Raw genomic sequence first — 12,617 nt, 5'->3', positions numbered from 1 at the left:
GTTCCATGGTTGAAGCCGCTGGTGTGGACCAGGCATTGTGGCAGCACGCACTGAGCGCCCTGGGCGCACAGACGGACCTCATGCCGGAGGGTCAGGACAGCTCCGACTTCCGCCACCGTTTCGACCGCCATTTCCCGGACCTGTACCGGCTCTTCCACACCCTGTACGGCACGCGGCAGGACTTCCGGGAGCAGCTGACGGCACTCGTGCTTCAGACTGCCCGTTCCTGGAACGACCGCCCGGCTGAGCTCAAGGCACTGGATGCCGAACGGGAGCGCAACAGCGGATGGTTCCTGTCGAACAACATGCTCGGCGGGGTCTGCTACGTTGACCGCTATGCCGAGGACCTCGACGGAGTCCGCGCCCGGATCCCCTACTTCAAGGAGCTCGGCCTCACCTACCTGCACCTGATGCCCCTGTTCCTGGCGCCGGAACCGCATTCCGACGGCGGTTATGCCGTCTCCAGTTACCGTGACGTCAACCCGAAGCTCGGGACCATGGAACAGCTGCGGGACCTCGCCGCCGAGCTGCGGGCCAACGGCATCAGCCTGGTGGTTGACTTCATTTTCAACCACACCTCTGATGAACACGAGTGGGCCCGGCGCGCGGCCGCGGGTGACCCGGCGTTCAGCGACTATTACTGGATCTACCCGGACCGCACCATGCCGGACGCCTTCGAACAAAACGTGCGCGAGATCTTCCCGGATGACCACCCCGGCTCCTTCATCGAAATGCCGGACGGCCGCTGGGTGTGGGCCACGTTCCACACGTTCCAGTGGGACCTGAACTACTCCAACCCTGACGTTTTCCGGGCCATGGCCGGCGAGATGCTCTTCCTCGCCAACCAGGGGGTGGACATCCTGCGGATGGACGCTGTGGCCTTCATCTGGAAGCGGCTCGGCACCCCGTGCGAAAACCTGCCGGAGGCCCACACCCTGCTGCAGGCCTTCAACGCCGTCTGCCGTCTCGCCGCGCCATCGCTGCTGTTCAAATCCGAGGCGATCGTCCACCCCGACGAAGTGGCGCTGTACATCGACCCCGCCGAGTGCCAGCTTTCCTACAACCCCCTGCAGATGGCCCTGATCTGGGAGGCGATGGCCACCCGCGACGTGTCGCTGCTGGCGCAGGCGCTGGAGCGCCGGCACAACATCCCGGCCGGGACGTCCTGGGTCAACTACGTCCGGAGCCACGACGACATCGGCTGGACGTTCGCGGACGAGGACGCCGCGGAGCTGGGCGTCAACGGCTTCGACCACCGCCGCTTCCTGAATTCCTTCTACGTGAACCGCTTCCCGGGCAGCTTCGCCCGCGGCGTTCCCTTCCAGGACAACCCTCGGACCGGTGACTGCCGCATCTCCGGCACGACGGCGTCGCTCTGCGGACTGGAGCACGGCACCGGCCAGGCGGTTGACCGGATCCTGCTCGCCCACTCGGTGGCCTTCAGCACCGGCGGGATCCCCCTGCTGTACCTTGGCGATGAAGTGGGGCAGCTCAATGACTACGGCTACGCCCTCGAAGAGGGCCACGGCACGGACAGCAGGTGGGTGCACCGTCCCCACTACCCTGGCGAGAGGTACGCGAAGCGCCACGACCGGACGACGCCCGAAGGCGCAGTGTTCGAAGGGCTCCGCACCCTGATCTCCGTGCGGGCCGCTACTCCCGAATTTGCCGGAACGCGGCTGGTTCCTTTCACTACCAGCAACCGGGGTGTCCTGGGCTACCAGCGGCCAGGCGAAGGATCCCTCGTCCTGGCACTCGCCAACTTCAGCGACTCACACCAGAGCATCACGGCGCAGACACTCTCCGGCTTCGCGGCCGGGGCAGTGGACATCGTCACGGGCAGCCCGGTCGCCTTAAACGACGGAATCACTCTCCGGCCGCAGGAGTTCATCTGGCTGCGGGTCACCCCGGCCCTGGGCTGAGCCCGTTCATTGGACCACGCTCCGGCCACGGGTCAGCCGGGACCTTCGCGAATCCGTGTGCCGGCCGCGCAGGTATTTCCGGCATGATGGAGTCATGCCCGTATCCGAGTCCCCCTTAACCATCAGCGTCGGCGATCTCCAGGTCTCCGGTCTCTACGCCCGGCCGGAGAACCCGTTCGCCACGCTGGTCCTCGCGCACGGGGCCGGCGCCGGGATGGAGCACCCGTTCATGGCCGGGTTCACCAACGCGTTGAACGACGACGGCGTCGCCACCTTGCGTTTCAACTTCCCCTACCGCGAGGCCGGGCGGAAGTTCCCGGACCGCCCGCCCCTGGCAATAGCCACCTGGCGGGCCGTCATGGAGGATGCCGCCGCGAGGGCCGCTGCCCACTCCGACGCCGGTCCGGTGTGGGCGGCCGGCAAGTCGTTCGGCGGACGGATGGCGTCCATGGCTGTCGCCGAGGGAATGCCGGCGGCCGGCCTGGTCTACCTCGGCTATCCGCTGCATCCCCCGGGCAAACCGGAGAAACTGCGCGATGAGCACCTCTACGGGCTCACCCTTCCGATGCTGTTCATGCAGGGAACGCGGGACACCTTTGCCACCCCGGAACTCCTGGAAGGGGTGGTGGCCCGGATCGGGCCCACGGCCACGCTCCACTGGTACGAGGGCGGCGACCATTCGTTTGCGGTTGCGGGCAAGAAGCGTGAGGCCGGGGAGATCGGCGCCTCCGTGGCGGCCCCGGTCGCGGCCTATCTGAGATCACACTCCTGAAGCTGGAAATTCACTGCCTTGGGGCCGTGTGGACCATGTTCGGGGGTACGGGCTCGTGGCGAAGATACGTGCGCCGGAAACGGCCGGTACCGGCTGTCAGTGCCCGCAGTTCCACCGCGTAGCGCAGCAGTTCCTGCTCCGGGATCTCCGCGCTGATCTCGGTACCGCTGCCGTCGGCCGCGGCTGTTCCGGTCAGCCGGCCGCGGCGGGACGAGAGGTCGCTCATCACCGCCCCCACATAGTCGTCAGCGACGCTGATGGTGACGGCCAGGACGGGTTCGAGGAGCTGGATCCGCCCCGCGGCCGCCGCCTCCCGCAACGCCAGCGCACCTGCTGCCTGGAACGCCGCGTCCGAGGAGTCGACGCTGTGCGCCTTGCCGCCGGTGAGCGTCACCCGGATGTCCACCACCGGGAACCCGGCTGACACGCCCTTCTGCATCTGGGCCCGGACGCCCTTCTCCACGGAACCGATGTATTGCCCCGGAATGACCCCGCCCACGGTCTTGTCGACGAACTCGAAGCCCGCGCCCCGGTCGAGGGGCTCCACGTCGATGTCGCAGATGGCGTACTGACCGTGGCCGCCGGACTGTTTGACGTGGCGTCCATGGCCCGTGGCCGGCGCCGCAAACGTTTCCCGCAGCGGCGTAATCACGTCGACGGTCTGCAGCTTGACCCCCTGCTCGCGCAGCCTGTCCAGCACCACTTCGCCGTGGGCTTCACCCATGCACCAGAGGATCAGCTGGTGGGTTTCTGGGTTCCGCTCCACCCGCAGCGTGGGGTCTCCGGCGGCCACCTTCCCCAGGCTCTTGGCGAGGGCATCCTCGTCGCTGCGGGTTGCTGCTTCCACCGCGACGGGCATCAGCGGCTCCGGCATGTCCCACGAAACAACGAGCAGCGGCGCCTCCTTGGCGGACACGGTGTCGCCGGTCTCTGCATTCGCCAGCTTGGCGATCGCGCAGATGTCCCCCGCCACGCAATAGGGCACGGGCCGGAGGCTGGAGCCCACCGGGGAGTAAAGGTGGGTGAGCCGCTCGTCGCTGTCGTGGTCCTCATGGCCCCGCTCGGCCAGCCCCCGGCCGCTGACGTGTACCGCGGAATCCTCCCGCAGCGTGCCGGAGAAGACCCGCACCAGGCAGACGCGGCCAAGGAACGGATCGATGGTGGTCCGAACGACCTCGCCGGCCAGGGGGCCCGCCGGATCGCACTCCAGCGGCGCGGCCGGTTCGCCGGCCAGGCCGCTTACCTGCGGCACGCTGCGCTCCAGCGGGGAAGGGAACGCACGGGTCAGCATTTCCAGCAGTTCGGTCAGGCCGAGGCCCGTTTCGGCAGACGTTGCCAGCACCGGAAAGAAAGTTCCCCCGGCGACGGCTGTCTCCAGGTCGCTGACGAGCGCGCCGACGTCGATCTCCTCACCGCCGAGATAGCGGTCCATGAGGGTCTCGTCCTCGCTCTCCGAAATGATTCCCTCAATGAGCGTGCCGCGGGCACCTTCGGCCGCGGTGAGCTCCTCCGCGGTGGCTTCGCGTACCTGCGGAGCCGCGGATCCTGCGGAATAGTCTGACACTGTCTGCGTGAGGAGGCCCAGGAGCCCCGTGGTTGCGTCGCTGCTGCGCACGGGGAGGTAGGCCGGCACCACCGAGTCGCCGAAGGAGCGCTGGCAGGCGGCAACCGTGGCCTCGAAGTTCGCCCGGGGGTGGTCCAGCCGGCTGATCACCACCGCCCGGGGCATCCCGACCTGGTCGCACTCGGCCCAGAGCGCCGTGGTGGCAGCGTCGATGCCGTCGATGGCCGAGACCACGAACAAAGCCGCGTCCGCTCCGCGCAGCCCGGCGCGGAGTTCGCCGGTGAAATCACCGTAGCCCGGCGTATCGAGCAGGTTGACCTTGATGCCGTCCACCACCAGCGGGGCAACGGACAGCACCACGGAGCGCTGTTGGTGCACCTCGGAGGGTTCGGCGTCGCTGACGGTGTTCCCGTCCGTGATCGATCCCATCCGGGAGATGACGCCGGTCGCTGCCAGCAGCGCTTCCACCAGCATCGTCTTGCCCGCACCGGAGTGGCCTACGAGGACAACGTTGCGGACCTTCTCCGGCGAATCGGCGGGAGCCCCGGCGGAGGCGTCCGCCCGCCGGGCATCAGAGATGCCGCGGGCCGGGCTCTTGGACCGGCCATTTGAGCTTTTTACCGACATGAGCAACTCCAGGCGTCTTAGTCGTGAGCCGCCATGCGGCCTCTGTAAGACGATTCGACACCCTGAAGCGACCGAACTTCAAGAGGGAGATGCTGGCCCTGGCCTCCGGGGCTAGGGTTCGTCGTGCCACCACCCTTCCCAGGGGGTGGATGAGAGCTGCCCGCTCGGGAAAGCGCCCATGGAACCCGCACCGCCGGCATGCGGGTCCTTGTCCTTCCAGCCGGAATGAAGGGAGAGTGTCAACGTGCTCAAAAGAGTCATCATGGTGTGTCCTTCCGTTCGCTGCGTGGACCGCTGTGTCCAAGTAGGAATGAGCCTAACGGTGCAATGTTTCGCGGCAACGACGCAAGGTTTCCGGTGTGTATCGGTTACCTCACATGGCACTCCGGGTCCTTGCCGGGTTCACTCCGCAAGGATCAGGTACAGCGCCCGGCGGGCTTCATCAATCTTTTCGACGGCGGCCAGACGCTGTTCGTCGGTGGCCGCGACCCGGAACTGGTGGATGACGCCCATGAGCTTGCCGACGCTCTGGTGAAAGGCGGGTCCGGTGCCCTCGGGATCGGTGTTCCACGCGTTCCCCAGCTCCTCGGCATGTTCGGCCACGTACGCCGTGCCGGCATCGGTGAGTGTGAATTCGGTGCGCCGACCCTCACCGACGGGCGTGATGAGCTCTTCGTCGACGAGCTGCTGCAGCGTCGGGTACACCGAACCCGGACTCGGACGCCACGCGCCGGACGTCTTCTCCGTGATTGTCTTGATGAGGCCGTACCCGTTGGACGGGGCCTCGGCCAGGAGCGACAGAATCGCAGAGCGGACATCGCCCCTGTTCGCCCGGCGCGGGCCGCCCGGTCCAAAACCCGGCCCGAATCCCGGCCCAAAGCCGGCGCCGAAACCCGCGCCGAATCCCTTCCCGAAGCCGCCACCGCCGTGCCCGTGGGGTCCGCGCCGGCTGCGTCCGCGCTCGAAACGTCCACGTTCCGGGCCGTTGTCTGAAAATTTGTCGTGAATGCCTCTCATGAGGGCATCCTCCTTTGTATATTACGGTCGCCGACCATCGGCGATACTTAACGATATATCGGTAAGTATCGCCGGTCAAGGGTTTTCAGAAGGATCCCGGAATGGGCGAATTCGGCTTTCCGGCCAATGGGAGCGCCAAACGCATGGTGGTTCCGTCCGGCCCGGTCCGTGCGATCTGTACGGTGCCGCCGGCACTGGTAGCGATATCGCGGACCAGAGCCAGTCCGATGCCGAAGCTCCGCTGCGCTCCCTGCGGGCTCTGCGCCCTGACAAATCGATCAAAGATCCGAGACTGGTCCACCCCGCTTACGCCGGTGCCGGTGTCCGCCACCTTTATTACCGCGAGTTGCTTCTCAGCTGACGCCGTGAGCGTGATCCGGCCGCCGGCGGGCGTATGGGCCAAGGCGTTGTCGCCGAGCGCAAGCACGGCCCGGCGCAGGCTGCCCTCGTCAATCCGGGCCAGGGGCCGGCCCTCGCTGCGGACCACGACGCTGATGTCCCGCTGTCCTGCCAGCTGCTGAAGGCTCTCGGCCACGGAGGCAGTGATGGCGGTAAGGTCAACCGGTTCGGTCGATGGTTCCGGTGGAGCCCCGGTCGCGGCCAGCAGGAGTTCATTGACAATGCTGGTCAATGCGGCAGTGTCCCCACGGATCCGGTCCAGTGCCCGGCCCTCCGTCGAGTCCGGGACAGCGTCGCGCTGGGCGAGCTGGATCCGGGCATCCAGGATTGCCAAAGGCGTGCGCAGTTCGTGGCTGGCATCCTGGATAAACCTCCGCTGCAATGCCAGCGCCTCCGCCAATGGCCGGATGGCGCTGCGTGCGCTTGCCCAGCCGATGCCCCCGGCAAGAACAATCCCGGCGGCGCCCGCCATGATCAGGGCTTTGAGCAGGTCCTTCGCGTCGAGATAGGCATAGTCCGCCGCGGGCGCTCCCGAACCAGGCAGTTCCGGGTGGGCCAGCTGGTTCATCAGGTACAGGGCGGCTCCGGAGAGCAGGCACAGAACCATCACTGCACATGCTGCGCTTATCCGGAGGGCCACTTTGAGCGAGGCCGTTCGGAGAGTGGCATGGTCGGGGCTGTCGCCGGGGGGCGTCGTCTCATTCATGTTCGCCTCATTCATGGGCGTCGCCGATCTGGTAGCCCACACCGTGGACGGTGCGGACCACCGCTTTGGAGATCTTCCTGCGAAGGTGATGGACGTAGGTGTCGATGACGCCGGGCTGGTCAGTGGGCTGGAACAGGGATGTGATCAGTTCGTCGCGGGTAAAGACCCGTTCCGGCTCGCTGGCCAGCGCGGCCAGGAGTTCGGTCTCCTTCGCAGTGAGCGAAACCAGTGGCCCGTACACCGAGCGGATGGACCTGGAAGCGGTGTCCAGCTCCCAATCCCCGATGCCGAGTGATGTCCGGGGCAGGGTAAAGCTGCGGGTCAATGCGCGGAGCCGTGCGTTCAGTTCCGCGGCGTCGAACGGCTTGGTCATGTAGTCGTTGGCACCGGCGTCCAGCCCGTCGACTTTGTCCTGCGTGGAACCGAGGGCCGTCAAAATGAGGATCGGAACGGTGATGCCCTTCGAACGCAGGGCCTTTATGAGTTCGACGCCATCCATGCCGGGCAGCCCGCGGTCGATGATCATCACATCCCACACTTCAGTCAGACCGGTGTGAAGGCCGTCCCTGCCATTGGCAACAAGGCGGATCCGGTAGTCGATGCCAAGGAGCTCGGCCACGAGCGGTCCCAGGACGGCGTCGTCTTCGACCAGAAGCAGGGAAGGGACATCCTCTGTTGAACTCATAATGGCTATTCTTCCGTGGCCGGTTCCCTCGCAGGCATTTCGTCCCCGGCTGCGTCTGGTTCCGTGGCCCGGGATTTGTGCCGCCGTTTGAGAAGTTCCACTCCCCACGGCACCACGGACAGAAGCACCATGGCAATGGCGATCACATCGATGTTCCGGGCAATGATTTCGAAGTGGCCGAGCCAGGAGCCCAACAGGGTCACGGAGGCGGCCCAGGCCAGCGCACCTATGATGTTCCACGCAGTGAAGGCCTTGTACCCGTAGCGGGCGATGCCGGCGGTCAGGGGTGCGTACGTGCGGACGATCGGAACGAACCTGGCCAGCACGATGGCCGGCCCACCGTGGCGGTCGAAGAATTCCTCAGTCCGGGTCAGGTGTGCAGTTTTCAGCACCCTGGCATCATCTGTGAACCACCGCCTGCCGAATCTGCGGCCCAGCAGGTAGCCCACTTGGTCACCGCCAACTGCCGCCGCCGTAACGACGCCGATCAGCACCGGCAGGGTGAGTTGCAGCTGTTGGTGCAGCAGCCCGGCGGTGAACAGCAGCGAGTCCCCGGGCAGGAAAGGGAACAGGACTCCGGATTCGACGAAGACCATCGCGGCGATCACGCCAATGGCCGCCGGTCCCATGCCTTGCAGCATGCTTGCCGGGTCAAAAAGGAAAAGAACGCCGGCTGAAGCGTCGAAGGCCGGGGAGCCAGTAAGTGCCTGAAGAATATTCACAGGGCCCTCCTCAGGACAGTTGCTGCGGGGTTGCTGTGTTGATGCGCAAAAGCTGAAACATCCGGCCAGCGAATCGGTTCCAGAGCCCCGTGAGTAGTATGAGGACGGCGCCGGCCGCGAGGAACGATGCAGCCACATCAGACGGGTAATGGACCCCGATATACACCCGCGACCACGCAACGACCAGGGCCAGGGCCACACCCAGGGCGGCCACCGTACGCGCCCAGCGTGTCCCGCGGGCCAGGGAATACAGGGCGAAAGCAAGGGTGATGGCGAACGAGACATGACCGCTCGGGAGGCTGTCGGAGCCGGTTTCGGGCGCCAGTGGGTCGAACAACATGCCGGGGTTGGGCCGGTCCCGCCGGACAAGGAGCTTGAAGAATTCGCTCGCCACCCAACCCGACGCCGCCAACACACCGAAGGTGGCCGCATCCACCAACGACCTGCGGACCAGGAGCACCGCCAGGGCGATCAGAACAATGGCAACCAGACCGAAAACAGGACCAAAGGCCACGTTCAGGACCATCGCTGCAACCGTCAGGACGGCGGCATGGTGCCGGCTGAGGTCCTGGTCAACGCCCAGTTCAACGGCGCTCTCCCCAGGAAGCGATTGCACGGTCAGACCCAGCGCGAGAAACCGCGGCGGCCAGGAGGACTGCTGAAATGATCCAATGCCGAACCTGGGGAAGCTCCAGCAGACCACGACGGGCTGCCGCCTGGCCTGTGCCGGTTGTGTTTACCGGACGTGGTTCGTTTCGGACTCGGTGGACTTCGGTCAATGGGCCACTTCCCTTCTGGGCACGGCGGACGGTTGCCGCCAGGACAAGCTTCGCCTCCTGCCCTTAAGGAATCCGTAAGAAACCGGACCGGCCTGCCTTGCCGATGAGCGAACTGTCCGTAGACTCGGCCCATGTCACGTCGTGGGGGAACGGGGCCGGGCCGCTGTACATCCGTGCTGGCTGTGCTCACCGTGTTGTTGGCCGGGTGTGCCTACGAGGACGCCGCCGATCCCCCGCCAACCGCTGCCCCGGTTTTCAGCGGCCGTCCTGCGCCGTCCGTCCCGGCGAAGGGTCCGGAGATTCTGGACATCGAAACGCGAAATTACGCCGAACTGAAGAAGCGCCTCTCAGCGGCGGCCGGGTCTGTGCTTCTTGACGAGTCCGGCCCGGCCGACGGCTCGGGGGTCGGCTTCAGCAAAATCGCCACCGTGAAGGCCGCCGGTGGGCACACGGTCACGGCGGCTTGCGTGGGCATCGACGACGTCCAGATTTCACTTTCCCAGGATCCCCTGACGGGGACGGGTCTGCCGGCGCTCGTTCTGGACTGCTCAGGCGTGGTGTCACAGGTCGTGGAACTGCAGCCCGGATACGTCGGAGTCCATCTGACGCGTCAGGACCCCGGCGGCCCCTGGACCGGGGCTGTGGCCGGGATACGCATCACCGGCGAATGAGCCCGCACCGCCGGCGGCAGCGCTACATCCTGCTCTTGGTCCGGGCGGTGGCCGGCGCCGTCCACGGATCCTCCGGCCACGGATGCTTGGGGTAGCGGCCGCGCATCTCGGCCCGCACCTGCGCGTACGGCCCGGACCAGAACGACGCGAGGTCATCCGTTACCGCGAGGGGCCGCCGCGCCGGTGACAGTAGGTGGAACAGCACCGGGACCCGTCCGCCAGCCAGCCGCGGTGTTTCCGCCCAGCCGAAGCATTCCTGGAGCTTGACCGCCACCACCGGCCTGCCGTCGTCGTGCTCGGCGTCCGGATAATCGATCCTGACGCGCGAGCCGCTCGGCACCTCCAGCGTCTCCGGCGCCAGTTCTCCCAGCCGGGCGGCATCGGGCCAAGGCAGGAGCCGCCGCAGTGGATCGGTGAGGTCGATGCCGGCCGTGGCCTTCCCGCCGGCAAGCGCCTCAAGTTCGGGCGCCAGCCAGTCGTCAAGGCGGGCCAACAGCGCTTCCTCGGAAACGTCCGGCCAGGGTCCGCCCAGTTCCCGGTGCAGCAGCGCGAGACGGCGGCGCAAGGTGTCCGCCGCCGTCGACCATCCGATGGTTCCCAGCCCTTCCTTCGCCAGCGCCCGGGCCACTGCTGCGCGTCCTTCTGCGGCTGACGGCCGCACCGGCGTCGAGGAAAGCAGGATCGCACCCAACCGGCGTTCGCGCCGGGCCTTGATCCGCCCCTGGTCGAATCCAGCTTCCACGGTTGCACTCATCAGGTGCCGGGCCGCGGCCTCCGCCGTGTCAGCCGACAGCGGCGCGGCGGAACGGATGACGGCGCCGGTACCCGCGGCATCGCGGCCTTCCGCACGTGAAACCTCAGCGACCGCCAGCCATTCATGGCCTGACAGCGGGCTGCCTGCCGGAAGGCCGGCCCGGGTGCCGGACGAGAGCAGGTACCGTTCCCCCGCACCCGGGACGCGGTGCGCAACGCGGTCCGGGAACGCGAGGCCGACGACGAACCCGACGGCCTCCGCGGCGGGCACCGGAGGAATGGCTTGGGATTTACCGACGGCGGCACGTTCGTTGCGGACGATCGATTCCATCCGCCGGACGTCCTCCTTCCAGCGCCGGGCCGCCGGATCGTTGCCCGAACGCAGCATGGCCAGCAGCCGGGTCAGGTCAGCGCCCGGAGCGCGCTGGTCACCGGCCACGACGGCGACGGTCTCCGCCGCGGCGCGGTGGCCGACGGTTGCGGCGCCGTCGAGCAGGGCGCGGGCCAGGCGCGGGTCGGCGGGAACCCGTGCCAGGGTCTTGCCCAGCTCCGTGGCGAGGCCGTCCGGACCCACGGCACCCAGCTCGCGGAGGACCTCAACCGCCTCCGCCATTGCCGCCGCAGGCGGGGCGTCAGGCAGGGCCAGGCCCCGTCCGCCGGGTGATCCCCAGCAGGCCAGGACCAGAGCCGCTCCGGTCAGGTCAGCCACCGCGATTTCCGGGATCTGGTGGGCCGGGGCTGCCCCGAAGGTCTTCTCGTCATAGCACCGGACCACCCGGCCGGGGCCCTGGCGTGCCGCGCGTCCGGCGCGCTGCACGGCGGAGGCGCGGGAGCAGGACACAGTCACCAGGCCGGACATGCCGCGGTTCGTGTCGCGCCGAGGCTCGCGGGACAGGCCGGAGTCAACGACGAGCCGGACTCCCGGGACGGTCAGGGAGGATTCGGCCAGTGCGGTGGAGACGATGATCCTTGCACGGCCGCCGGGTTCCCGCCCCGACACTGCACGGTCCTGTTCCGCCGGGCTTGCCTGGCCGTGCAGTTCCAGCACCTCTGCATCCGCCCGGCTGCGGAGGCGGGCCGCGACGTGCGACACTTCCCACGCGCCGGGCACAAAAACCAGGGCGTCCACGTCCGCGTCCTCCGCGAGGGCTTCGTCATGTGCTGCCGCAGCGGTGTCCGCCACATGGTCCAGGAACGCGCGGGTCACGCCTCGGGTGTCCAGCCGCGCGACGGCGGCCGGTGCCCACCGGGTTTCCAGGGGGAACAGCGCGGAAGGACAGTCGACGACGCGTGCCGGGCCGCCGTCGTCGTTCCCCCCGTTGCCCGCCCCGAGAAGGGCGGCGAAGCGCGGTGCATCCAGTGTGGCGGACATGGCCACCAGCATGAGGTCGCCGCGCAGCTCGCGGACCTCGGCGAGCATGCCGAGGAGCAGGTCGGTCTCCAGACCGCGCTCGTGCACCTCGTCAAGGATCACGGCGTCCACAGTCTCCAGTCCCGGGTCTGAGAGCAGCCGCTGCAGCAGGATGCCGGGCGTGACGAACTCGATCATGGTGCCCGCGCCGCAGATGCGTTCGCCGCGGACCGTGTAGCCGATGCGGTCCCCTAGCCGGCTGCCGTCCAGTGCCGCCAATCGTCGTGCCGCGGACCGCGCCGCGACACGGCGCGGCTGGGTCACGACGACGCGCGGGCTGCGGCCTTTCCGTCCGGCGGTATACGTTGCGGTACCGGACCCGGCGGAAGCGATGTTGGCGAGCAACGGCGGAACGAGGGTTGTCTTGCCCGTTCCGGGAGGTGCCTGGACGACGGCAGTCCCGCCCGGCCCTCCGGAACGCAGGGCGTCAGCCAGCTCCCCCAGCGACGCGGCAAAGGCCAGGCCCGCGCCAATAGCGTCCAAAGCGAAGGGCGGGTTGGGTCCGGCGGCTGGCGGGAGGAGCGAAGAAGTCACGCCTCCATTGTGCCCACTCTCCCGGTCGAGATTGTTCCAATCGACAAACAGGAAG

At 67.6% G+C, this 12,617-nt stretch carries 11 protein-coding genes; 3 read left to right on the top strand and 8 right to left on the bottom strand.

Going from position 1 to position 12,617, the window contains the following annotated elements; translation table 11 throughout:
• Nucleotides 1-5 precede the first annotated feature (5 nt).
• Nucleotides 6-1,922 (top strand): amylosucrase, encoded by a 1,917-nt coding sequence (locus AC07YR_RS00570; protein ID WP_494732776.1) that lies wholly within the window; start codon nucleotides 6-8, stop codon nucleotides 1,920-1,922.
• 94 nt (nucleotides 1,923-2,016) lie between these two features.
• Complete coding sequence (locus tag AC07YR_RS00565) at nucleotides 2,017-2,694, top strand: alpha/beta hydrolase family protein (RefSeq protein ID WP_494732775.1); 678 nt, start codon at nucleotides 2,017-2,019, stop codon at nucleotides 2,692-2,694.
• A gap of 10 nt (nucleotides 2,695-2,704) precedes the next feature.
• Here AC07YR_RS00565 and AC07YR_RS00560 read toward each other — a convergent pair whose 3' ends face one another.
• The 7 genes from AC07YR_RS00560 to AC07YR_RS00530 all read right to left on the bottom strand — a co-directional run bounded on the left by AC07YR_RS00560 (nucleotide 2,705) and on the right by AC07YR_RS00530 (nucleotide 9,030).
• Nucleotides 2,705-4,885, bottom strand: a complete 2,181-nt coding sequence (locus AC07YR_RS00560) for an elongation factor G-like protein EF-G2 (RefSeq protein WP_494732774.1) — start codon at nucleotides 4,883-4,885, stop codon at nucleotides 2,705-2,707.
• 111 nt (nucleotides 4,886-4,996) lie between these two features.
• On the bottom strand, nucleotides 4,997-5,149 hold the full coding sequence (locus AC07YR_RS00555) for a hypothetical protein (protein ID WP_156037040.1): 153 nt from the start codon (nucleotides 5,147-5,149) through the stop codon (nucleotides 4,997-4,999).
• A gap of 138 nt (nucleotides 5,150-5,287) precedes the next feature.
• The gene (locus tag AC07YR_RS00550) at nucleotides 5,288-5,902 is read right to left on the bottom strand and encodes a PadR family transcriptional regulator (protein ID WP_028269348.1); all 615 of its coding nucleotides are present in this window, start codon (nucleotides 5,900-5,902) and stop codon (nucleotides 5,288-5,290) included.
• Nucleotides 5,903-5,987: 85 nt separating this feature from the next.
• On the bottom strand, nucleotides 5,988-7,007 hold the full coding sequence (locus tag AC07YR_RS00545; RefSeq protein ID WP_436057590.1) for a sensor histidine kinase: 1,020 nt from the start codon (nucleotides 7,005-7,007) through the stop codon (nucleotides 5,988-5,990).
• 7 nt (nucleotides 7,008-7,014) lie between these two features.
• Nucleotides 7,015-7,692, bottom strand: coding sequence for a response regulator transcription factor (locus AC07YR_RS00540; protein ID WP_436057589.1), 678 nt, complete (start codon nucleotides 7,690-7,692; stop codon nucleotides 7,015-7,017).
• 5 nt (nucleotides 7,693-7,697) lie between these two features.
• Nucleotides 7,698-8,414, bottom strand: coding sequence for a DedA family protein (locus AC07YR_RS00535; protein ID WP_436057588.1), 717 nt, complete (start codon nucleotides 8,412-8,414; stop codon nucleotides 7,698-7,700).
• A 10-nt stretch (nucleotides 8,415-8,424) separates the two neighbouring features.
• Nucleotides 8,425-9,030 (bottom strand): phosphatase PAP2 family protein, encoded by a 606-nt coding sequence (locus AC07YR_RS00530; protein WP_269319482.1) that lies wholly within the window; start codon nucleotides 9,028-9,030, stop codon nucleotides 8,425-8,427.
• Between the two features lie 294 nt (nucleotides 9,031-9,324).
• Between AC07YR_RS00530 and AC07YR_RS00525 the strand changes: the two genes are divergently transcribed.
• Entirely contained in the window at nucleotides 9,325-9,864 is a 540-nt protein-coding gene (locus tag AC07YR_RS00525; RefSeq protein ID WP_494732773.1) for a hypothetical protein, read from the top strand.
• A gap of 22 nt (nucleotides 9,865-9,886) precedes the next feature.
• Here AC07YR_RS00525 and hrpB read toward each other — a convergent pair whose 3' ends face one another.
• Complete coding sequence (gene hrpB / locus AC07YR_RS00520) at nucleotides 9,887-12,562, bottom strand: ATP-dependent helicase HrpB (protein ID WP_494732772.1); 2,676 nt, start codon at nucleotides 12,560-12,562, stop codon at nucleotides 9,887-9,889.
• Nucleotides 12,563-12,617 lie beyond the last annotated feature (55 nt).

Source organism: Arthrobacter sp. GW460-12-1-14-TSB2 (assembly GCF_059423525.1).
This window is presented reverse-complemented; position numbering and strand designations above follow the sequence as displayed.

Bases quoted from the DNA above. Each gene is read 5' to 3' on its own strand.
- AC07YR_RS00540 (WP_436057589.1), bottom strand. From the start codon at position 7,692: ATGAGTTCAACAGAGGATGTCCCTTCCCTGCTTCTGGTCGAAGACGAC.
- AC07YR_RS00565 (WP_494732775.1), top strand. From the start codon at position 2,017: ATGCCCGTATCCGAGTCCCCCTTAACCATCAGCGTCGGCGATCTCCAG.
- AC07YR_RS00555 (WP_156037040.1), bottom strand. From the start codon at position 5,149: ATGATGACTCTTTTGAGCACGTTGACACTCTCCCTTCATTCCGGCTGG.
- AC07YR_RS00525 (WP_494732773.1), top strand. From the start codon at position 9,325: ATGTCACGTCGTGGGGGAACGGGGCCGGGCCGCTGTACATCCGTGCTG.
- AC07YR_RS00550 (WP_028269348.1), bottom strand. From the start codon at position 5,902: ATGAGAGGCATTCACGACAAATTTTCAGACAACGGCCCGGAACGTGGA.
- AC07YR_RS00560 (WP_494732774.1), bottom strand. From the start codon at position 4,885: ATGTCGGTAAAAAGCTCAAATGGCCGGTCCAAGAGCCCGGCCCGCGGC.
- AC07YR_RS00570 (WP_494732776.1), top strand. From the start codon at position 6: ATGGTTGAAGCCGCTGGTGTGGACCAGGCATTGTGGCAGCACGCACTG.
- AC07YR_RS00545 (WP_436057590.1), bottom strand. From the start codon at position 7,007: ATGAATGAGACGACGCCCCCCGGCGACAGCCCCGACCATGCCACTCTC.